Below are 21,484 nucleotides of genomic sequence, written 5' to 3'. Positions count from 1 at the left end.
TTGGAAATGACGAAAAGCCAAACCAAGTGCGACAGTTCTATATGAAAGATTCGTGCGCGGTTCTCCAACCCAAGCCAATTCATGGTCTTTATCATTAGATCGAGTGAATGAGCGAGAGCTTCATCCGCCACTTGAGCGAGATCGGTACCATTAGGGAAGAACTCTCCAAGCAACTCGTTCGTATTCTCGTTGGAACCGCATCGCCAAGACGAACACGGATCAGCAAAATAAACCTGCAGGTTATGGAGCGATTCTATGTTTGCATAGCATGCAAACTCCTTGCCTCGGTCAGCCGTAGCGGTGAGGAAGGTCCCTATGGGGTACTGTGAAATCGCTACACTGAGCAATCTCCATCGACGACGCGATATGGTCGTGCATGAGAACAATGGTATCTAGCCGGGATTTGCCTTCAAAGCACCTTATCCCCGGTTGTCATGAAGGATTATGCCGAGAGGTTGCTTCGAACGGGGACATCTGATCCCCAGGACCTGGTCTTTGCCATGATGTGTCTGAACGAAGGAACGGTTGCACGTAGTGTCATTTTGCATCACATTGCCAGTCGATTGGGGCTGGAGTACAGAGAGTACGATCATGCACAGATTCATCGATACTTGGATCGTATACTGGCGAATGCAGGTCGGGGAATGGGACGCTCAGGTATGCCTGCGGGCGGACCTCATCGAATGATTGTGGATTGAATTTTCAAAGAATGGGAGGATGGAAACGATGAAGCATTGGGATGAGAAAATTGTTGCAATGATGAACGGTATGACAACAGATACCCCTGAAGATGGATATGGACATATTCCGGAAGAACCCGATCCCGACTTAACGGCTGCTTTTATACAAATTGGTGGCGAACCTTACTCATTTCAAGAAACCGAGCTGATTGAAGGGAAGTTGTGGATGATGCTGCCACGCACCTTCAAGCCCATGTCTGAGCATATGATGAATCTAAAATATCCCTCACAGCACAGACCTGGCACGATCTTTACGAATGCAGAAGGTACGATTAATATCGCGGTAAATCATACAGTCAATCCTTTACCCAGCGAAGATTTACCTCTGTTTAAACAGAGTATGATTCAGATTTTGCGGCGGACGCAAAAACTTACCAAATGGTATGGAGATGGGGATCGCATCGTGGGAGAACGTGAAGCGGCCACTTGTGAATTTTTGACTCCTGTCGTGAATGCGAATCTGTATCATCTCATGCTGTTCACTTCGTTGGAGGAACGGGCACTGATCTGTACCTTTAACTGCACGGATATGGAACTGGATGATTGGAAACGTGTTGCTTCCGCCATGATGAACTCCATCCGCTTTGAGATCAATGAGGAAAGGGGCGATGTAATGTGAGTATAGAAGCCTTGTCTTACAAAAATGTGAGAGTAAGCCCGTTCGAACTGGTCAGTCTGCATGAACTGGTTATTACCAAACAGATGAATGAGCACGCATATGTGAAGTTCACCGGGATTGTGGATGAAGAAAAAAAGGATACATACGTGCGATTAAGCGGTTCGGACACGTTAGTGGAGATCAGTCAGATCGATGAAGAAGGCGGTACATCTATCCTGTTCAGCGGTTTGATTCTCAATGTTGGGGTGATGGTGAGCGGTGGCGTCTACATGCTCGAAGTGGAGGGCATCTCTCATACCCATGAACTGGATATCCGTAAGAAAAGCCGTTCATTCCAGAATCATGGTATGACATATCCACAGTTGTTAGACCAAGTTGCGGCTGGATATCCCAACATTGATATTATGGATGCTGCGACAGATGGCGCGGCCATTGGAAAGTTCACTCTCCAATATGAGGAGACGGACTGGCAATTTCTGAAGCGGATTGCGTCTCGTCTTCGGACGGGACTAATGCCTGCTTCGGTATTTGATACACCCAAATTTTATTTTGGTGTGTTTGATACGTCATCCAAGGGCAAGCTGGAGGATTTCAATTACAGGGTTCGTAAACGGATGGATAAATTCCGTTACACCTCCCAGAACACTAAGGTGGAGGTTGGTGAAGAAGATTACGTCTATTACGAAGTGGAAACGAATCGGGTGCTGGATCTGGGGAATGCCATCGAATTCAAGGGCAAGCTCCTATATGTATATGAAGTATTTACCGAAATGAAAAATGGTCTGCTCAAGCACCGTTACACACTTAGTACGCATCGCGGACTCCGGCAAAATACATTCCATAACGATAAAATTATTGGAGTTTCGCTACAAGGGGTCGTCATTGGCATCGAGAAAGATAGATTGAAAGTGCATCTGCACATTGATCCATCCCAAAACGAGGCTGAGGCACATGCCTTTCCCTATCAGTCCGTGTATACGGCGGAAGGAAATAGCGGTTGGTACGTGATGCCGGAGAAAGGTGATCATGTGCGGGTCTATTTTCCCGGAAACAAGGAAGAAGAAGGGGTGGCCACGAGCTCGGTACGCCAGAACTCGGACGAGGGCGAGAGCAACAAGCTGAGTAACCCGGATCATAAATATTTTCGCACCGCCGCTGGTAAGGAATTGAAGATGACACCCGAAGAGGTGATTGTTACTGGCAAGGATGGGGAGATTTTTATTCGTCTCAGTGAAGGTGGCGGGATCGAAATAATTAGCAGTCAACAGATCACGATTTCCGCCAAGGAAGATATTATGATGAATGCCGAGAAAAGCATCGTGTTCTCTGCGAAAGAAGAAATCAGCCTGACCTGCAAAGAGAGCAACATCAAAATGGACGGAACAACCTCGCTGGTGGGCACAGAACTGAAAACCAATTAAAAATGAATAAAGCCATGCTATAAATACACTTCAGAATTGTTCTTATAACAACGGATTAGAGAGCTTTAAAATGAACGGAAGGAGGACTGCTCGTGACTACTGCGCTTGAGCAATTCAAGCAAGAGATCGTAATTCCACTGCGTAACCAGGTGATGCTGAGGTTCGAGCACATATACCAGCAGAATCGCGAACGTTTGAAAAAGGAGTTCCTTCATCATTTTGCCAAGCAGTGTGAATGTGTTCTGGACGCGCAGAAGATCGGTGAACATGGAGCGGTGGGACATATTACATACTCCATGCTTCGAACGCGACTAATGGATGGCCAGGCCCTATATTTGACCGAAGCGGCTGACGAAACGTGGTTATTCGATCCCAATTCCATTGAAGGAGAATATGATGCTTCCTGGGCATTTGGTTATCTGGATGTGATGCTGGCTTGTTGGGAAGAGGAATTGCAACGGCCCGGTTCACTCTATGCAGGCTCCATTGCACAACCAGAACTGGAACATTTACTCCTGAAGGAAGCTGAACACGGACACGCCTATGTGACGAATCTGATTCATCTGGCGATGCCGGAGGCTGTGCAATGTGTATCGTTTACTCATCTGGAGAGGTGCGAGGTCTTTGAAGTGCGGGTAGGTGAATATCTGGATGTAAGTGAATCCGTGTATAAGACGAATGATGATCCAATGGATGAAACAGAGACACGAAAATGGCTTGCTGAAAGAGTTGAGGGAGCTTACGGGTATACGGCTTTCGAACATCTGGATCTGGCTGGAGGAGATTATAGCGGGATCGATTTTCGTTACTCGGCTTTTCGCGATGCAGCGTTTGGCGGGAGTCAATTCGAAGATAACAACCTGGTGAACACCGTTTGGGAGCAGTGTGACTTAACCGATACTCGGTGGAATCGCAGCCAACTGTATGGTGCCCGTTTTCGAAAATGCAGAATGGTAGGTGCGATATTTCACGGGATCGAGGCGAGGCAGGGGCTGCCTGATCCTGAGGTATGGGACGCGCCCGGATTCAACCCTGTTTCCTTCGCTGGATCGGATCTGAGAGAGGCTGACTTTGTACTGGCAGATCTTCAAGGAGCGGATTTCACGGGAGCATTGCTGGAAGACACGGTGTTTGGAGTATGCAACTTGACTGATGCGGATTTCCGTGGAACGGATGTGTCCAGGGTTGATTTTACAGGTTCGCGTTTGGAGAGGGCGCAGATGGATATTGGAGCTTCTTGCTCCATTCAAGGTCGTCCCGCAGCCCGGACACGAGAGGGTCTAGAGCATATCGGCGGAACAATCGAAGACCAGTTAGCCACCTTTAAGGCGCAGAGCTTACAGCAGAAGGGACGGATGGTATGAAAAACGATTGGTTCCGGATCATGCAAGATATGCGAGTAACTGGTGCTCTTGAACCGCTGGGTGTGAAGGGCGTTATCCAGCCCGAGTGGATGAGAGGCGAGCGATTAAATGAGTTGGAACAAGCCAATTTGCAGTTTACTATTCGCTCCAATCGAAAACCTGTTGCTGTCGATCTAATCGAGCGACCTTATCCACTGTGGTCCGATGAGCTTAAGCGCCTGCTGAATACTTTTGCCCCACGTCTGATGTTTAGGCTGGTTGGATTGATGGATATGGAGAGGCAGCAGTTGCATCCGTATTGGTTCATGGTACCGCCGCAACTTGCAGCACTATCCGTGAAGAGTACTTTTGACAGCAGTGGCAAATTGAATGTACTTCAGGTTGATGGCGAGCGGTTAAGCAGCACGAACTGGCCAATTGTTCAGTTGACAGACGAACGATTGAAGGAAACCGTGATCTTGGTGAATCTGGCATTGGCTGAAGCGATTTTACGCCGGAACTATGTTGGTTTGCGATTGCAACGCGTAGATCAGCTTAACGCACAACCGTTAACGTAATCATTAAATTTAAACTGGGCGAAGAGCCAAAGAAGGAGGGAAAACAATGGCTGAAGCAATTGGCGCCACACGACCCGATGTTGTGGATGAAGGAGCAGGAGGCCCAACGTATGTTGTCGCAGGAGCGATCCTGAGTTGTTCATGTGGTACGCAGTTAAATCGATTGAAAATCCCATACAGCCATGGTGTGCATTTGAAAGAAAAAGCACAAATGAATGTGGCCGATGCAACACCTATGATTCACATCATGCCTTTTGGTAATTGCACAAGTCAATTGAATCCTGTCGTACAGGCTGGCGAATTCGATATTGAGGGCGTCCAAAAAGCACCCTGTATTCCGTCCGTATCCACGCCGTGGATGGATGGGAAAACCGATGTGCTTATTGAAAACGAACCTGCCCTGTTGAGCACTTGCATGAACATGTGTCTCTACGGAGGCTACATCCAGATTGAAGATGATGGTCAGGAGCTTGGAGGATCTTCCATAGGCGGCACAACTGGGTTCGGCGGTAACATCAGGTAACGTACATCTTAGAATGAGCTGAGACTTTTTTTCCGTGTGCTGACAATGCTAGAGGAAAGAAGTGAGATGATGAGTGTAGTGGAAGCGGCTGTAGGTATGGGGAATATCCGATGTATATCTCCATACACGCTGCAGCACATACAAGATTTGCGCATTGAGCGCAAGGCAGGAGAGCATGCCCGCCTGTATCTTCAGGGCATCATTCCGGAAGATCATCAAGATCAGGACCTGAACCGAAGGGCTCAGGATGAAACGGTATCGTTGGTGGAGATCGGGGAACAGGGGCAGGAAGTACGCAAATGGTTCCAGGGACTTGTGCAGGATGTTAGCATTCGCCGAGTTCAGGGGATATACATATTGGAACTGGAGGCCGTGTCCTATTCCTATCTGTTGGATATTGAATCGCGGATTCGTTCGTTCCAGAACAAGGATCAGGACTGCGAAGACGTCATTCGGCAAGTGTTGAAAGCTTACCCGAAATCGGATGTCATTGATTATGTCAGTGGCAGTTCGAAGCTGGGGGCCTTAACGCTCCAATATCGGGAGACGGATTGGCAATTCTTGCGCCGACTAGCATCCCGGTTCGGCGCAGCGATCATTCCCGAAATATCGGCTGATTCTCCCAAACTGTACATTGGTGTACCGGAAGGGCGATACATAGAATTGCCGGAACAGGCCTACACCCTAAGACGAGACATGAAAGCATTAAAAGAAGCTTGGTCCGTGGGAGCTACTGGGGTAAGCGAAAAAGACTTCACGAGTTACGTGCTGGATACCCATCGCTGGTTGGCGCTGGGAGATACGGTGCTCTTCCGAGAAGAAGAGCTGAAGGTCGCGGCTTGTATCAGTCAAACAGTGGGGGGCATGCTTCGGCATACCGTTACACTGAGCCCAGAAAGTGGCATTCGGCAAAGTGAAATTCGGAACGATGACATTGCCGGAGCCGCGCTGGAAGGAAAGATCATTGGGGTTACCAAAGATACAGTGAAAGTGCATCTGGATGTGGATGCTAACCAATCCGAATCGGAAGCGAGCTGGATGCCGTATTCTGCCGTATATGCCGGAGATGGTGGTGGATTTTACAGCATGCCTGAGACGGGCTCTGCTGTTCAGGTCTACTTCTCCAGTGGGCAAGAGAGTGATGCGTTTGCGATGGGTTCCGTCCGACGGGGCAGTCAGCCTTCCCCAAAGACTGCTGATCCAGCCACCAAGAGCTGGGGAACCAACTACGGTAAGGAAATGAAAATGACCGACTCGGAGATGTCCCTGATCGCGACGGAAGGTAGTCTATTCATCACACTGGATGGTGGCGGGGTCACGATTCAGAGTAATACCGGAATTGTAGCATCCGGCGGGCAGGAGATTACGCTAGAGAGCGAGAAGAAGATAGGGATCGAGGCGCAGGAGACCATCTTCCTTCAGTGCGGAGACAGCAGTATAATTCTGGACGGCATGACCGACCTAAAGGGTAGCGAAGTGCTGCTCGACGGATTAATCAAATTGCCCGTAACGGTGGAGGATCTGGAGCCGGTCCCCGAAGCCCCATTTGTATCTGAGGTGCAGGTGGAGGAGGAGCCGGAAGAAGAGAAAAAAGGATTCTGGGGTAAATTGCTGGATGTGACTCAGTCCGTACTCGATGTAGCGGGTATGATTCCGGTTATTGGAGAAGTCGCAGACTTGGCGAACGCAGCCATCTATGCTGCACGAGGCGATTATACCAACGCGGCCTTATCTGCCGCCGCTGCGATTCCGTTTGTAGGCTGGGCGGCCACTGGAGCCAAGTTCGTGACGAAGGGCTCGAAGTTGATATCCAAAGCAGGCAAGGTTATTGACAATGTGATGGGTGTAGCCAACAAGGTCATGGACAAGGCCGGGCAGGTAGCCAAGGCCATTGGAGATCTGGCAAAGAAAGCCGGAGATAGCATCTCTGGTGCACTCGGCAAGGTCATGACCAAGGCTAAGGGACTTGCGAGTAACTTCAGTCCAGCCGATCTGGCGAACAAGCTAAAAGGTAAGCTGAATGATCTATTGATGAAGTCGCCTAAGCTGGCGAATGCTCTTAACAAAGCAACTGATTTCACGCATGGCCTGATGGCTGATTTAATGTCCGATGCGATGTTCTCTGCGGCAATTGATATGCTCAGTAATTATGCAGATTCGAATATATTGATGTCTGCGATGATACTTATGGGTAATTCTGGTGGTGGGAAGAAGAAAAAGAAAAAAGAAGATGAAACTAAGAACGAAAAGGGAAAAGTTAATAATAAGAATGATGAGAAAGAAGAATTTCCATTAAAAGATAAGAAGAAATTTGATGATTATATTGAGGATATAGAAAAACAGACAAATAGGAAGATATCTCAAGAACAGAAAGATTTACTGAGAAAGGATCTTGAGAAAAATAATTATAGTAAATTAGAAAAGAAGGAGAAAGAGAAGCACAGACAAGATTTTTCTGACGTAAAGGATGAGTTAATTACAGAATGGGAGAAGAAAACGGATCAAGAATGGCCAAAACATGGGGAGCTAGTAAAAAGTAAACGCGGTAGAGTGCTAAGAAATCCTACAAGCCCTTATGATGCACATGAAATTATTCCAAATATGTCTGGTGGTCCTCTAAAATGGTATAATATACATCCTGCAAGATGGCCGAATGAACACCAAGGTGGAATTCATAGAAAAGGAGGGGTATGGAACACTTTATTTGGTAAAAAAGGTAAAAGCACTACAGGAAAACGAGGAAAAGTTTTGAGAAATCCAAAGAGCCCCAAAGATTCATGATATAACTGTTATAAAATTGAAACAAAATATAACAAAACTTAATGGAGGTTAAAGTAATGTTTGAAATTTTAAAAAAATATGTATTTGACGATCCAGAACAGGATGATGTATGGGAAAACAAACATGCTTTTTTTAGAATAGATGAAGGTGAATTAGAAGAGACTGAAGAGGCTTTAGGAAGAGATCTACCACTTGAACTTAAAACATTCTATGAAGAAGTAGGATATGGTTTTCTTTGTATTGGAGAGGGGAATAATGTTAATCGGATTATTTCAGCCATTGAAATTGCTGATTTCGTAGAAGGCATTAATGATTATGAGAATGACCCTAGAAGAGAATACTATAACGAGTCTGACAAAATGGTGTTTTTCGAAGTTTCTTCTGATGTGTTTATTGTTCTTGATTTAGAGCAGGAGAATTCTCATGGACAATGTCCTTTGTATTACTTTAACAAAAAAATTGCGAACAACATTGAAGAATTTATTATTAAAATGGATCTAGAACCTAATTACTATATCGACAGTTTGTAATACTAAGTGTAACAACATTCACAGGCTTATTCCAACTTGAACAACTAGGAGGAATAAGCCTTTTTTTTTGCATGCCTAAGAATCAAAGAGTCCTGAGAAATCCTAAAATTAGAGAAACGTGAACGGAGTAAGCTGGCCAATAAGCTGGATACACCAGATGATATTAGCCATAAGTATGATGTATCCAATGTAGAAGGGTATGAGCGAAAAATAGATAATTCAAAATATTATCATCATGATAAAGGTGACTTTGGAGAAGAAGTAGCCAAACAAATTGCTAAGGATAACAACTTAGGCAAGGATATTTCAGATTTATTCCAAGTTGGACGAAATGGTGTAGATGGAACATTTTTATCCAAAGGTCCACCACCTAAGTTAACGATGATTGAGGCCAAAACATCAGAATGGGGGAGCTTCTCATACTCTACTAATCAAAAATTAGGGGGAGAAGGCTACTTTGAAAATATGTTAAAAAGTAAAGATTCAAGATATTCTGAATTCAACGAAAAATACGATAAATTATTGAAGGAAAATCCTGGATTGGAATTTGATTATATCAGAGTAGAAACAGATATTTCGAAAACCAAAGTTGGCTTTGGAGTAGATGTTGTTAAAGTTAAAGACTGGAAAAAGCCACTGAAGTAACAATTGAGGAGGAAAAAATGATAAATTTTAAAAAAATGCAAATGGCTTATAAAAGGTATGTCAAAAATTTTGTTGAGGGCATTACAATGGATAAAACTCTGATGAAATATGAAGAGGCTAGAAATGAAAATACTGCTATTGTAGAAGGCAATGAAATTGAAAAGGATCATATATTATTAATAAATATGTATAGAATTTCTTCCTATTGGTTGTCTGTATGGAAAAATGATGTATTAATCAATGGTAAGAACAGCACAACGGGATTAAAACAGATACAGCAAGTTGTATTTTATCAATGTATGTGTAGGCATATTTATAAAGACCGTTATCCGAAAATGAAGTTGATAGATTACTCTTTTGAATCCAATATGATAGGCTTAATTCATTTAAATATGTTTGGGTGGTCGAAGGAGGAGGAAATATTCTTTGACTTTATCTCCAATTTTTTTGGAGAGAACATTATGGAGGCAAATGATTGGAAACAACACATATGGTTTGTACTAGAGTTATATCTGCAATATACAAACAAAACAATTTTAGGAACCAACGATCATGTTCATTTGGCTGCCAGATCCACATTAGAGGATAGGGATAAGCGTTGTGACTTGATTCCAGAGGAACTTGGTATTTATAGAGAGGTGTTGGAGCGTTGGAATACACCTGATCTGGATGAGATCACACAGTTAATCGCTAAGATGTCAGATCATCATTCTACCTTAGCTTCAGAATTGGGAGAGTCACTGGAGTTTGGTGATTTCGATTACGCTTTTTATCCATATGAAATTCTCTTCCTGCTTCATGTACGAAAAAAACAAGGGCTGCCCAATCCGGATCAATTTGATGATTTTCTCATGAACACGCCAGAAGCTAAAATGTCGATTCAAGATCCTGAACCGTATCCAGAATTAGATCCATTGCTGAGAACGATCGATGACTTCTACCGTAAAAACTATCCTGAATATATTCCTAATCGATATGGGAAACTATTCCAATAAGAGAGGAGGGCAACGATATGGAAGAGGAAGATTTGGTGCCTCTGATATTCAAAGATCAGGAGGATGTTGACCGTATCTTGAATGATCCGGACGAGTCACTGACGTATTTCAGTATGCTGAACTACGGTCTGGCGACGAAGAGGTTTTTGTTTCTGGATTATAAAGGAGAAGAGAGTCATGAAATCGTGAACTATATCTTGGACTATGAGTTCAATCATGACATTGAACTGGGAACCCCAGATGAGTTAGAAGAGTTGAGAGAGTTCGACTACAAGTATCTTCCTGAGAAAATCAGGGAGGTGAATAAGCTGATCTCTCCGAAAGGATATGGTCTATTCACCTATCCCACAATGGGTGATTTCTATGCTCTATTCATTGCTGAACTTGAGCACAAGGAAGCTTTAACGCAGGTGGATTTGTTAGGAGATGAGGACATTCCTGAAAAGGAGCGACATATTCAGTATTATATTTAATAGAGATTGAAAAGAGAGTTCAGGCAGGTTCTAGTTAGATTACGGAACCTGCCTATTTTGATTATAAGTAATAAACATACATAAATTAGAGAAAATCCAAGAAGAAAAGTTCTCCAAGAGAAGTAAAAGTGTCGTTGAGGCGGAGCGGGTGTGATCCCGATCATTGGTGAAGTTACGGATTTGACGAATGCGGGCATTTTAGCGGCTCGAGGGGATATATGGACGAGGCATTGTCCGCCGCCGCTGCGATTCCAAATGTAGGTTGGGCCACAATGATCCGAATAATCCTTATCAAGATGATGATAGTTTCGAAATATGGCATGTTGAAAACTGTGCCGAGATTCAGGCGGTCAATCTTTTTTGGTCAGGTACAAAAATGGAAAATAGACTAATAAGAACAGTTAATGGCAGAGGGAATTACAAAAGAACATGTAAAAACTGTGAAAAGACCTTTTTTGATTTTATTAATGATTTCCATGAATAGTATATTAAATATATAGGAGATTTTTTTTGTGAAGAAATTATCAGATGAAACAAGAGAAGTTCTCTTGCAAGCAGGATGGGATCCTGCTGAAAAACTGGAATTAACCGAGACAATAAGTTTTTTGAAAGAAATGGGTTATGAAGTATACGAACCAGTTATTGAGGCATTAAGCCAGTTTGGAGGGGTTGAATACAAGTACAAGAACCCAGATGGGAGTTGGGAAACTTTTCTCATTAGTCCTGAAGAAGCTGTGGGTGATTATTATGAAAAAGAAGATTTTGAGGAATTTGAGATACGGGTGAAAGAGCCGCTTGTAGTTGTTGGAGAGGCATATCGTGGAAATATAATAATGTTTATTTCGAAATCAGGAAAGGTTTTTGGGAAAAATGGTTCTTCATTATTCAAATTCGGAGATGACATTTATGAGGCACTCAACACACTTTGTTTATTTAGGATAGCTGAAGAAATAAACTAAAATTAATTTAACTATTCTGATTGGATGTCATAATTTTGAAAATTACAAAGCAGACGAAGTATCGATTGAACATGGTGTAGGAGAGAAATATTAAAAATAGATAAAAACTTGGAAGAGTTAATTAAACAGAAATAGTCTCTGAATTATTTGATAATTATGGATCTTTAAGAAGGCGATTTTAATCAAAGTGTGATAATTTTCATAGGCTTGTTCCAACTCAATCAACGAGGAGGAATGAGCTTTTTTTGCAAGCTTAAAATCATAGAATAATAAGAAATTCTTGAAAATTTAATGACATGATATTTATAAGTTTCCCCTACTCATTGCTGAAGTAGTTGGCGCCTGGTGCACTGGGCAAGGTCATGACCAAGACGAAGGGACTTGCGAGCAACTTCAGTCCGGCGGATCTGGCGAACAAGCTAAAAGGTAAGTTGAACGATCTGCTGATGAAGTCGCCGAAGCTGGCGAATGGACTCAAGACGGCGGGCGGCATGGCTACCGGATTCATGCAGAGCCTGCTGATTGATGAAGCGATGGATTATGGCTTGGAGCAATTAAGTCAATATGTAGACTCGGATACAATTACCAAAGCTATGATTCTCATGAATATGTTAAGTGGTAATTCCAAGAAGAATAAAAATCAGGGGATCACCGAAAACAATAAAAGCTCTGGGGATAAGGATAAGAGTAAGAAAGACAAGGATTCGGGTAACAAAGACAAGGAAAAACCGAAAGACAAAGATAAGACGAAAGAAAAAGAAAAAACCAAAACCAAGGATGATCCAAACAAACCTAAACCGAAAGATCAGGAAGCGGATAAATCTAAAGGGAAAACTGGGGACGATTCGAAGGATTCGTCAACATCAGACTCCAAGAAGGATAAGGACGGTACTGGGGGGACGGGTAAAACTGAGCAAGATTATAGAAAGCTTATTGACGAGGCCGAGACTCGTGGAGATTCGAAAGCTGCTAATGATTTAAGATACGAGCGGTACTGTGTAAGAAAAGAAGCTAGTGGTGATGTACCGAGAAGTCGCGAAGATTGGGACATTGCAAATGAGAGATTAAAAAATAATTCAAGTCGTGGAAGTGAAGAAGAGAAGCAAGGGAGAGAGTCTTTGGCGAACCATTTGGGACGTGAACTTGAAGATAACAATACAGATAAGATTGTAACATTTACTTCTAGCGAAGGACATGTAACCCGACCTGATAGTATTGGACGAAACGAGAATAAGGAAATAGATATTGTACATGATCATAAGCACCACACAGGTGAGGGAAATCAAGTTATTTACAACGATTCACAGATGCGCGCGGAAAAAGAAATGGCAGAGAGGGTTGAAAATGGACGTCATATAGTGACAATGTCAAGTGATAATCCCGATCTATATGGTGTTCCTCCTAAACCAAGACCAAGCGCACCATTGGCTAGTGGAAGTGAAATATATTATACTGATCCTTCTAGTCGTAAAGTAACTCATAAATGGGTAATCGATAAGGAAACCGGAGAAGGTTTCTGGGAGGATGTTTGAATCTGTTGGAGGTGTTTTTAAACAATGACTGTGCTTCCTAAATTTTTCGGTATTTCCATGTTTCCAAGTGTTGATTTAGTGAATGTAGATGTAATAAACAGTGTATTGAATATTTTTGGATCAAGTGAATATTTCGAGCCAACTTTATGGGGAAACAGTGAAACAGTAAAAGTTGACTATGACCGTGATGAGATTATAGAAAGGATACTTTTACAACAACCAAGGTTTTCAGAGTTATATCTACAAAGAAAAGATTCAATAGAGTATTCGGGGAAATTGGATTTGATTTCAAACTTTAGAACTTACTTTGGTTTTGATTTTAAAAACCCTCCTAAAAAACTGTGGCCTGAAATTTTTAAACTATCAGATGAAATTGCGAACGTTATTAAACCGCGGTATGGTATCACTCATGGCTTTTGGCCAGTTCCTACACCGTGGCAGTCTGAACGTGATCGTTTGCAAAAATGGATGAACTTTTGCTCGCAACCGGCTCCGGTTACCTTTGGACCGTGTGGTCCACTGGGAATGGGAACTCGAACTTACTTTAGTGGAGATATATTGAATTTATTTAATAAAGAGATTTTTGAAAATATCCCTGCCGAGGTGACAGAAATGGACTGGGGGGGGATTCGAATTGATCTTGTGGCAAAGCCTTGGGAGGCAGATGCTAATGAATTACTTGATCGTTGGATTATTGTAATGGACTACATGGAACAATACGATGTTTTTGCTATACCTAGTTTTAGTAAAAGTAAAAGATCAGTTTCGTTTAATCCAAATAAAGCATGGGAAAGATATTTAAAACAATTACAATTATTGAGACAAAGGGGTGAAGGAGTGAATGGATAATCAAAGAGAAGAAATAGATGAAATTATTTCCAAAATTTCATTTTCCATAGAGGAAAAAAATATAGTCGAAGCAATAGATATTTCTGGTTTAGACCTTACATTTTCAGATTTTTCTGCATTAATGGCTAATCGAATGACAGCTATCGGAACTAAATTAAGAGCATCTTCCATTATTAATGCCTCCTTTCGTGATTCTGACTTTAGTTCAGCTGACATCAGGAAGTGTAATTTGGAAAATACCGATTTTGCAGACTGTTTTTTTAAAGATGCAGACTTCAATGAATCAACTATGAAATTTGCTAAAATTAAAATTAGTTTTTGCGAGAAAGCATGTTTTGATCAGGTTGATTTATCCAACGGAGATTTATATGATACCATTTTTAATGGAAGTACATTTAGAAATGCAATTTTAACAGATGTAAAGGCAAAGTACGCTTCTTTTAAGGATGTCGATCTAAGTGGTGCAAATCTTACTAATGGAGATTTTGAGGGAGCGAACTTCATCAGTTCTAAATTGGATGGTGTGATTTGGACAGGTGCAAATATAATGGGGGCAAGGTTTGATGAAGGAGTGCTGGAAAAAATTAGAGGTGAATTGTGATAAATGATTTAAGTGAATATAGTATATATTTCAGTACCAAATCTGGCGCTTAAATTTGAATACGTTCTAAAGCTCATTCCCACAATCAAAAGTGTGTAGGAATGAGTTTTTTCTATTAGAGAGAGCTAGCGGCGGGGGTAAGAAGGACTCTCCGAGCCCAGAGAAGAAAAAGAAAGCTAAAAAGAAAAAGAAACTAAGAGAACAATACTTAGACAGAACATTTTTTGCATGTATCGGATTGTACATATGAAGTAAGATACCAAATTTCAAGGCTTGAACCGTAACTTGGAATGAGTTTTTGGCATGTAAACAATCATTAAAAGCCGAGGATAGCATCTCTGGTGCACTCGGCAAGGTCATGACCAAGGCGAAGGGACTGGCTAGTAACTTCAGTCCAGCGAATCTGGCGAATGCTCTTGACAAAGCCACCGATTTCACTCATGGCCTGATGGCTGATTTAATGTCCGATGCGATGTTCTCTGCGGCAATTGATATGCTCAGTAATTATGCAGATTCGAATATATTGATGTCTGCGATGATACTTATGGGTAATTCTGGTGGCGGGAAGAAAAAGAAACCAAAAGGGAAAACTCAGAAACAAATCAAAAAAGAAGTTGAAGATTTAGATAGAGAAATTAAAAAGAGAAAAAAAGAAGGCGCAAGCAAAGAAGACATAAGAAAATTAGAGCGTGAACGAAACAAGCTGGCGAATAAGTTGGATACACCAGATGATATAAGCCATAAGTATGATATATCAAATGCAGAAAGGTATGAGCGGAAAATCGATAATAAAAAGCATTTCGACCATGATAAAGGTGATTTTGGAGAAGAAGTAGCTAAACAAATAGCTAAGGATAACAAATTAGGAAAGGACATTTCCGATTTGTTCCAAGTTGGAAGGAATGGTATAGATGGTACTTTCTTATCCAAAGGACCACCACCTAAGTTGACCATAATTGAATCTAAGGCATCAATGTGGGGAAGTTTTCCTATTCTAAGGCGCAAAAATCAGGCGGTAAAAATTATTTCGAACAGATGCTTGAGAGTACAGATCCTAGATATGCTAAGTTCAAAGAAGAAATAAAAAAGCTTAAAAAACAAAATCCTGGATTGCAATATGACTATATTAGGGTTGAAACTGACGTAAAGATAACTAAAACTGGTTTTGGTGTAGATGTTTTGAAAGTGAAAGATTGGAACAATGAAATAGATTGATATCAAAGGAGGCCGATTATGATAAATCAAAAAAAGTTGGAAATGGCTTTTAAAAGATATTGCAGAAACTTTATTGATGGAATTAAGCTTGAAGACGTGCAAAAAGAATATAATGAAAACCTTAATGAAAGTATTGATATTGTTGAGTCAAATGAAACTGATATGGATCATGTTTTATTAATAAATTTAGATACAATATCATCTTACTATCTCTCAAGATGGAAAAATGATGTACTAATTAATAAAGGAGATAGTGTCGAAAATCTTAAAACTATACAAAAAGTTGTTTTTTATAAATGTATGGGACAAGATTTGTATAAGGAACGTTATCCTGACATGATACTGGAATATTCATTCAAAAAAGTTGTTATAGCATTGATTCACTTCACTATGTTTGGTTGGGAGAAAGAAGAGAAAATTCTATTCAATTTTCTATTGACGAAACTCGGAACTAAATTTATGGATGCGAACGATTGGAATAAACATTTGTGGTTTTTACTTGAGCTATATTTACAGTTTAGAGATGAGACTATATCAGGAACGAATCAAGAATTATCAAGAAACTTAAAGAAAAATTTGAATGAATTAGGGATGAAGAACGGTTTAATTCCTGAAGATCTTGAAGTGTATGAAGAGGTGTTGGGAAAATGGAGAACAGTAAATGTTCAAGAAGTAATTACAATGATTTCTGAAATGTCTTTACATCACTCGAATTTAGCAGCAGAGGTTGGACAGTTAGGAGAGTTTGGGGACTATAAGTATGCATTTTACCCTTACGAGATATTGTTCTTACTTCATGTGCGAAAAAAACAAGGGCTGCCCAATCCAGACCATTATGATGATTTTCTCATGAACACGCCAGAAGCTAAAATGTCGATTCAAGATCCTGAAACATACCCAGAATGGGACCCTATGCTGAGAATGATCGATGAATTCTACCGTAAAAACTATCCTGAATATATTCCTAATCGATATGGGGAACTATTCCAATAAGAGAGGAGGGCAACGATATGGAAGAGGAAGATTTGGTGCCTCTGATATTCAAAGATCAGGAGGACGTTGACCGTATCTTGAATGATCCAGACGAGTCACTGACGTATTTCAGTATGCTGAACTACGGTCTGGCGACGAAGAGGTTTTTGTTTCTGGATTATAAAGGAGAAGAGAGTCATGAAATCGTGAACTATATCTTGGACTATGAGTTCAATCATGACATTGAACTGGGAACCCCAGATGAGCTAGAAGAGTTGGGAGAGTTCGACTACAAGTATCTTCCTGAGAAAATCAGGGAGGTGAATAAGCTGATCTCTCCGAAAGGATATGGTCTATTCACCTATCCTACAACGGGTGATTTCTATGCTCTATTCATCGCTGAACTTGAGCACAAGGAAGCTTTAACGCAGGTGGATTTGTTAGGAGATGAGGACATTCCTGAAAAGGAGCGACATATTCAGTATTATATTTAATAGGATTTAGAATAGACAGTTCAGGCAGGTTCTAGTTAGATTACGGGAGCCTGCCTATTTTGATTATAAGTAATAAACATACATAAATTAGAGAACAGCCAAGAAGAAGGGTTTTCCAAGAAGTAAAAGTGTCGTTGAGGCGGGAGCGGGTGTGATCCCGATCATTGGGGATTTTCAGATTTGGCGAACGCGGGTATCTAGGGCTCGAGGGGGTATACAGAAGCAGCCTTGTCCACCGCAGCCGCCATTCCAATTGTAGGTCGGGTTGACATGATCCGAATCATCCTTATAAAAATAGTTTCGAAATATGACATGTTGAACACTGTGTCGAGTTCAGGTGGTCAATCTACTTTTGTGGTCAGGTGCAAAAGTGGAAAATAGACTAATAAGAACAATTAATGGGCAGAGGAATTACAAAGTACCATGTAAAAACTGTGAATAGACCTGTTTGATTTAATTAATGAAGTGAGGTTTTTTTGTGAAAAAATTATCAGATGAAACAAGAAAAGTTCTCTTGCAAGCAGGATGGAATCCTGCTGAAAAACTGGAATTAACCGAGACAATAAATTTTTTGAAAGAAATGGGTTATGAAGTATACGAACCAATTATTGAGGCATTGAGCCAGTTTGGAAGGTTTGAATACAAGTACAAGCACCCAGATGGGAGTTGGGAAACTTTTCTCTTTAGTCCTGAAGAAGCTGTGGGTGATTATTATGAAAAAAAAGATTTTGAGGAATTTGAGATACGGGTGAAAGAGCCGCTTGTAGTTGTTGGAGAGGCATATCGTGGAAACATAATATTGTTTATTTCGAAATCAGGAAAGGTTTTTGGGGAAAATGGTTCTTCATTATTCAAATTGGGAGATGACATCTATGAGGCACTCAACACTCTTTGTTTATTTAGAAAACCTGAGAAATTTAACTAATCCACTAATGCAGGACTTGCTTCTTAGTCAAACAACTATTAGAGACAACAAAGATAACAATATATTTGATTTCTTTTGGGAGTATAATTATTACTGATATAGAGAAGTTTGTAATAGTGGTGCTGATTTTATCGGTCACAATCAAATGAAGTTTAAAAGTGTTTTAATTATTAGATTACAAACTAAAAAAAGAGATGAGGAGTTTGGTTTTATGAAAATAGGAAGCAAATATCTTGGGGAGAATAATATAGATTCATTTTTAATATTTTTAAAGGAACACTACGGTAGTCATCTTAAGGCTTGTGATGCAAATGATATGATGCAAATAATAAAAATTGCAGGAGGCAGAAAATTACCTGAAGCGTATTTGAATTTTATGGAGCTTGCAGGTAGGGGCTACATTATGTTCAAAGGGTCAGACTATACTATACAAGATGTAGAAATTTATAAAGCATTAAAGGAGGGGGCAATAGAAGTATTGGAAGAATGTAACTTTAAAAATAGAATAGGTGACGACCAATTTGTTTTTATGGGACATCAAGGATATATGTACTGGTTTTTTGATCTAAACGAGGGTAGTAACCCTCCAGTCTATTTTTTTGAAGAAAGCTATGATGAGTCAGTTACTCAAGGTGAGTTTATAAAATTAAGTGATAGTTTTTCAGAGTTTTTGATAGAAAAATATAATGGTGAGCTTCAACATTATTAGGGGATATTCAGTCCCAAATGACCCTCTTTAAACTAATAAGGTGAAGTATTAATTGAGTATGATGTAAGAGGGACAGATGAAAAAATTGCTGAGAACTTGGCAACATTAAATAAGGAGATATAGTTTGATTTTCTTTGGGATTTTGAATACATAGATTAGATTTTTATAGGAGAAGATTTATAAATATCTTATAGTTCATAACTGAGTAGCATGAGGGCAATATTTGCACAAAAATATAATTGCTTAAGCGATCACTTCATTATGAGGAAAGTCTATTTCTATTAGGAATGGGCCTATTTTATAAAGTTGCCAAACTCATTCTGCTCGTGCTCCAGACGATATCCTACACTAATGCTGCATTTAACCAAGCGTTTCGCGTGCAGCAAGCAGAGAAAGCTGTTCAAGCGAATACCACGTTTTGATTGTAATATCAACGAAAGTTAGCAAAGAGCAAAATAAAGAAACCGGGGCTCATAAGTGTCATGAGGAGATAGAGAGGTAGAAAAATGAGTAATAACTTAATGAACAGCATTTGGTATGGCGAAAGACCGCTTTATAGTATTCCAGGTGTTAAAGAAAAAATTCTAAAAGCAGATAATGAGAAGGACATTTTATTTCATCTTATTGATCTTTTTAAATTAGGAGATTTTACACAAAAACCACTGTTGTTTCAACTAGTGAATCGTACCAAAGATAAATCTGTACTGAATCTTTGTATTAGAATTTTCTGTTCGGTATGTACTCATGATGACCTATTAGATCCAACTAATCTTCGTTTTCTCGAAGGTGCTAATGATGATGTAATACGTACCTTTGGTTCGGCGGCAGTTACTTCACTTTCAGCTGAGATCGTCCCATATTTGCTAGTACTACTCGAAGAGTGGGATGAAATAGATGAAATTTCTATCATTTTAAGAGATGCAATTGATATTTATACGAACTTTGAAGAAGAGTTAGGCGAGGATGCGAGTTTAGAAGATATTGGTCGATATTATTTGGAGTATAGAGATGAGTGCGATACACGAATGTACTATTATCATCGTAATTTAGTTTTTCCTGGTGACTTAGCTAAAGAATTAATTGAAAGAGACTTCATTGCTACTGACACTAATCAGGCACTGGAGTTGGAATTAATCCCATCGTTGTTATCTATCTGGTCTGGTGAGAAAGCACCCGGAGATTACTACACAATACTTAATGAGAATAACTACAAAAGTTTTATAACCTATGTTGAGAATCTATCGAAAAAAGAATGGAAAAGCGGAATGAAATATTTTTATGGTTATGAATGTGAATTGAATTATTAATGATTTTTGGGACTCTGAGCTTATCAAGTTAAGAGTTCTTTTTCGTAGATGAAGTTACAAAAGGTATGATTCTTATCAAAATGTTGAGAGGTAATTACACTTAAAGAAGATGAACGGATGTTGCAACAAATATCACATCTAAGTCATGTAATATCAGTTTGAAGGAGGAAATTTTAATCTCATGGGCACTTCAGCCGTTATTTTAACAAAGAAAGATCGATACTCTCCTGAGAAGCTGTTAGCTGATACAATCGTTGCGGCTTTTCATTCCGACTCTGCTCTTTATTTCTACAACAACAAAATGTACACGAATGAAGGAACATTTCTATATACAACGCTTAACATTAACCGCAAGTCAGATATAGGGAACAATGAATCCTCATTGATCTTCCATATTCATAGTATTAGTAGCCCGAGCACGGACTTTTATTATCACGAAGATTTAGGTTTATACACTAGTGAGACGTTATGCCAGATTGGGCATATAGAAGATATCTATGGTAATCAAGAGTTAATCTTTCATTTTATTTATGAATATCTGAAGCTAAATCCTGATGATTATTTCTGGATAGCAGATAATGATTGGGTATACAGCTGGGAGGACATACAAGAACTGAAATCTTTACCGTATGATCCGGATTGGTGCTATAAGAATCCTAAAGACTGGATCCCGAACGGGAATAGATGACCCTATTATTCGCTAGAAGAGTAAGTATATTGGTGATTAGATAAAATACTTTATCTTAGAGTCTCCAGAGTGCAAAACTATTTTGCTGAAGACGAGAAGAAACTTGATGTAAAAAGGATGATGGCTTTGACCTTACAATGTACCGTAGAAACTCTACATCAGTTAATCGACCGGGATTGGTCTAAATTAGATCAGGCGGAATTGAAGGCAAAGAGAGTGACCGTAGAATCTCTGTCTAATCAATTGTTATCCGAGATAGATCATACAGTCAACTTGAATCATTTAGTAGAAGCGATAAATTATGAAATCACTCATTTTTTTTCTACCGATTCATTGTGTAATAAAGATGTATCAAAGATTGATATGGTTGAATCCGACCAATCCGTCTTATTATGAATGGTTTACAGATTATCTTTTACAGTACGGTCCTGATTGGCAGGACGAGGCGAATGGGTTAACCGAGCTTTATACGAAAGAAGATTTTCAGTCTGTTTGTGATTTTGTACAGAAGATTGAGCGAGTTAAAGAGAGTAAGTGATTGTCATTACACGGGTACGAAGTTAACAGTGGTACAGATATTTGTAT

At 40.3% G+C, this 21,484-nt stretch carries 23 protein-coding genes and 1 pseudogene; 23 read left to right on the top strand and 1 reads right to left on the bottom strand.

Annotation, left to right across the window (positions count from 1 at the left end; all coding sequences use genetic code 11):
- Positions 1-23: 23 nt before the first annotated feature.
- Positions 24-411: pseudogene (locus PQG66_RS09610) on the bottom strand (IS30 family transposase); the annotation flags it as partial.
- A 23-nt stretch (positions 412-434) separates the two neighbouring features.
- On the opposite strand from PQG66_RS09610, the gene PQG66_RS09605 reads away from it, so the two are divergent.
- From PQG66_RS09605 to PQG66_RS09495, 23 genes are all read left to right on the top strand, one after another.
- A complete protein-coding gene (locus PQG66_RS09605) occupies positions 435-698 on the top strand; it encodes a hypothetical protein (RefSeq protein ID WP_272037467.1) in 264 nt (87 codons plus the stop codon).
- Positions 699-726: 28 nt separating this feature from the next.
- Positions 727-1,359 (top strand): hypothetical protein, encoded by a 633-nt coding sequence (locus PQG66_RS09600; protein WP_272037466.1) that lies wholly within the window; start codon positions 727-729, stop codon positions 1,357-1,359.
- Positions 1,356-2,780: a contractile injection system protein, VgrG/Pvc8 family gene (locus tag PQG66_RS09595; RefSeq protein WP_272037465.1), complete on the top strand. Its 1,425-nt coding sequence runs from the start codon at positions 1,356-1,358 to the stop codon at positions 2,778-2,780. The genes PQG66_RS09600 and PQG66_RS09595 overlap by 4 nt, the downstream gene beginning before the upstream one ends.
- 92 nt (positions 2,781-2,872) lie before the next feature.
- Positions 2,873-4,144, top strand: coding sequence for a pentapeptide repeat-containing protein (locus PQG66_RS09590; RefSeq protein WP_272037464.1), 1,272 nt, complete (start codon positions 2,873-2,875; stop codon positions 4,142-4,144).
- A gap of 20 nt (positions 4,145-4,164) precedes the next feature.
- On the top strand, positions 4,165-4,701 hold the full coding sequence (locus tag PQG66_RS09585; protein WP_272037463.1) for a hypothetical protein: 537 nt from the start codon (positions 4,165-4,167) through the stop codon (positions 4,699-4,701).
- Positions 4,702-4,747: 46 nt separating this feature from the next.
- The gene (locus PQG66_RS09580; protein ID WP_272037462.1) at positions 4,748-5,224 is read left to right on the top strand and encodes a DUF4280 domain-containing protein; all 477 of its coding nucleotides are present in this window, start codon (positions 4,748-4,750) and stop codon (positions 5,222-5,224) included.
- Positions 5,225-5,290: 66 nt separating this feature from the next.
- Complete coding sequence (locus PQG66_RS09575; protein WP_272037461.1) at positions 5,291-8,005, top strand: contractile injection system protein, VgrG/Pvc8 family; 2,715 nt, start codon at positions 5,291-5,293, stop codon at positions 8,003-8,005.
- A gap of 56 nt (positions 8,006-8,061) precedes the next feature.
- Positions 8,062-8,535 (top strand): SMI1/KNR4 family protein, encoded by a 474-nt coding sequence (locus PQG66_RS09570; RefSeq protein ID WP_272037460.1) that lies wholly within the window; start codon positions 8,062-8,064, stop codon positions 8,533-8,535.
- Positions 8,536-8,916: 381 nt separating this feature from the next.
- A complete protein-coding gene (locus PQG66_RS09565; protein WP_272037459.1) occupies positions 8,917-9,180 on the top strand; it encodes a hypothetical protein in 264 nt (87 codons plus the stop codon).
- 17 nt (positions 9,181-9,197) lie between these two features.
- Positions 9,198-10,175 carry a hypothetical protein gene (locus PQG66_RS09560; RefSeq protein WP_272037458.1) on the top strand — a complete coding sequence of 326 codons (978 nt, stop codon included), beginning with the start codon at positions 9,198-9,200 and terminating at the stop codon, positions 10,173-10,175.
- Positions 10,176-10,192: 17 nt separating this feature from the next.
- Positions 10,193-10,648, top strand: a complete 456-nt coding sequence (locus PQG66_RS09555; RefSeq protein ID WP_272037457.1) for a DUF6630 family protein — start codon at positions 10,193-10,195, stop codon at positions 10,646-10,648.
- Between the two features lie 512 nt (positions 10,649-11,160).
- Positions 11,161-11,607 (top strand): SUKH-3 domain-containing protein, encoded by a 447-nt coding sequence (locus tag PQG66_RS09550; protein ID WP_272037456.1) that lies wholly within the window; start codon positions 11,161-11,163, stop codon positions 11,605-11,607.
- Positions 11,608-11,969: 362 nt separating this feature from the next.
- Complete coding sequence (locus PQG66_RS09545) at positions 11,970-13,139, top strand: hypothetical protein (RefSeq protein ID WP_272037455.1); 1,170 nt, start codon at positions 11,970-11,972, stop codon at positions 13,137-13,139.
- A 24-nt stretch (positions 13,140-13,163) separates the two neighbouring features.
- Entirely contained in the window at positions 13,164-13,988 is an 825-nt protein-coding gene (locus PQG66_RS09540) for a hypothetical protein (RefSeq protein WP_272037454.1), read from the top strand.
- A complete protein-coding gene (locus tag PQG66_RS09535) occupies positions 13,981-14,589 on the top strand; it encodes a pentapeptide repeat-containing protein (RefSeq protein WP_272037453.1) in 609 nt (202 codons plus the stop codon). The genes PQG66_RS09540 and PQG66_RS09535 overlap by 8 nt, the downstream gene beginning before the upstream one ends.
- Positions 14,590-14,887: 298 nt before the next feature.
- Complete coding sequence (locus tag PQG66_RS09530) at positions 14,888-15,673, top strand: hypothetical protein (protein WP_272037452.1); 786 nt, start codon at positions 14,888-14,890, stop codon at positions 15,671-15,673.
- A 149-nt stretch (positions 15,674-15,822) separates the two neighbouring features.
- Entirely contained in the window at positions 15,823-16,797 is a 975-nt protein-coding gene (locus tag PQG66_RS09525; RefSeq protein ID WP_272037451.1) for a hypothetical protein, read from the top strand.
- Positions 16,798-16,814: 17 nt separating this feature from the next.
- Positions 16,815-17,270 carry a DUF6630 family protein gene (locus PQG66_RS09520; RefSeq protein WP_272037450.1) on the top strand — a complete coding sequence of 152 codons (456 nt, stop codon included), beginning with the start codon at positions 16,815-16,817 and terminating at the stop codon, positions 17,268-17,270.
- Between the two features lie 478 nt (positions 17,271-17,748).
- Complete coding sequence (locus tag PQG66_RS09515; protein WP_272037449.1) at positions 17,749-18,195, top strand: SUKH-3 domain-containing protein; 447 nt, start codon at positions 17,749-17,751, stop codon at positions 18,193-18,195.
- A 211-nt stretch (positions 18,196-18,406) separates the two neighbouring features.
- Complete coding sequence (locus PQG66_RS09510; RefSeq protein WP_272037448.1) at positions 18,407-18,904, top strand: SMI1/KNR4 family protein; 498 nt, start codon at positions 18,407-18,409, stop codon at positions 18,902-18,904.
- Between the two features lie 506 nt (positions 18,905-19,410).
- A complete protein-coding gene (gene imm47 / locus PQG66_RS09505; protein ID WP_272037447.1) occupies positions 19,411-20,211 on the top strand; it encodes an Imm47 family immunity protein in 801 nt (266 codons plus the stop codon).
- 181 nt (positions 20,212-20,392) lie between these two features.
- Entirely contained in the window at positions 20,393-20,899 is a 507-nt protein-coding gene (locus PQG66_RS09500) for a hypothetical protein (protein WP_272037446.1), read from the top strand.
- Positions 20,900-21,200: 301 nt separating this feature from the next.
- On the top strand, positions 21,201-21,437 hold the full coding sequence (locus PQG66_RS09495) for a hypothetical protein (RefSeq protein WP_272037445.1): 237 nt from the start codon (positions 21,201-21,203) through the stop codon (positions 21,435-21,437).
- The last annotated feature ends 47 nt before the right edge of the window (positions 21,438-21,484 follow it).

The organism is Paenibacillus sp. JJ-100 (assembly GCF_948329825.1).
Lineage (GTDB): Bacteria > Bacillota > Bacilli > Paenibacillales > Paenibacillaceae > Paenibacillus.
This window is presented reverse-complemented; position numbering and strand designations above follow the sequence as displayed.

Excerpts from the sequence above, each read along its gene's own strand:
- PQG66_RS09605 (WP_272037467.1), top strand. The coding sequence starts at position 435 with ATGAAGGATTATGCCGAGAGGTTGCTTCGAACGGGGACATCTGATCCC.
- PQG66_RS09600 (WP_272037466.1), top strand. The coding sequence starts at position 727 with ATGAAGCATTGGGATGAGAAAATTGTTGCAATGATGAACGGTATGACA.
- PQG66_RS09585 (WP_272037463.1), top strand. The coding sequence starts at position 4,165 with ATGCAAGATATGCGAGTAACTGGTGCTCTTGAACCGCTGGGTGTGAAG.
- PQG66_RS09580 (WP_272037462.1), top strand. The coding sequence starts at position 4,748 with ATGGCTGAAGCAATTGGCGCCACACGACCCGATGTTGTGGATGAAGGA.
- PQG66_RS09575 (WP_272037461.1), top strand. The coding sequence starts at position 5,291 with ATGATGAGTGTAGTGGAAGCGGCTGTAGGTATGGGGAATATCCGATGT.
- PQG66_RS09570 (WP_272037460.1), top strand. The coding sequence starts at position 8,062 with ATGTTTGAAATTTTAAAAAAATATGTATTTGACGATCCAGAACAGGAT.
- PQG66_RS09565 (WP_272037459.1), top strand. The coding sequence starts at position 8,917 with ATGATTGAGGCCAAAACATCAGAATGGGGGAGCTTCTCATACTCTACT.
- PQG66_RS09560 (WP_272037458.1), top strand. The coding sequence starts at position 9,198 with ATGATAAATTTTAAAAAAATGCAAATGGCTTATAAAAGGTATGTCAAA.
- PQG66_RS09555 (WP_272037457.1), top strand. The coding sequence starts at position 10,193 with ATGGAAGAGGAAGATTTGGTGCCTCTGATATTCAAAGATCAGGAGGAT.
- PQG66_RS09545 (WP_272037455.1), top strand. The coding sequence starts at position 11,970 with ATGACCAAGACGAAGGGACTTGCGAGCAACTTCAGTCCGGCGGATCTG.
- PQG66_RS09540 (WP_272037454.1), top strand. The coding sequence starts at position 13,164 with ATGACTGTGCTTCCTAAATTTTTCGGTATTTCCATGTTTCCAAGTGTT.
- PQG66_RS09535 (WP_272037453.1), top strand. The coding sequence starts at position 13,981 with ATGGATAATCAAAGAGAAGAAATAGATGAAATTATTTCCAAAATTTCA.
- PQG66_RS09525 (WP_272037451.1), top strand. The coding sequence starts at position 15,823 with ATGATAAATCAAAAAAAGTTGGAAATGGCTTTTAAAAGATATTGCAGA.
- PQG66_RS09520 (WP_272037450.1), top strand. The coding sequence starts at position 16,815 with ATGGAAGAGGAAGATTTGGTGCCTCTGATATTCAAAGATCAGGAGGAC.
- PQG66_RS09510 (WP_272037448.1), top strand. The coding sequence starts at position 18,407 with ATGAAAATAGGAAGCAAATATCTTGGGGAGAATAATATAGATTCATTT.
- imm47 (WP_272037447.1), top strand. The coding sequence starts at position 19,411 with ATGAGTAATAACTTAATGAACAGCATTTGGTATGGCGAAAGACCGCTT.
- PQG66_RS09500 (WP_272037446.1), top strand. The coding sequence starts at position 20,393 with ATGGGCACTTCAGCCGTTATTTTAACAAAGAAAGATCGATACTCTCCT.
- PQG66_RS09495 (WP_272037445.1), top strand. The coding sequence starts at position 21,201 with ATGAAATCACTCATTTTTTTTCTACCGATTCATTGTGTAATAAAGATG.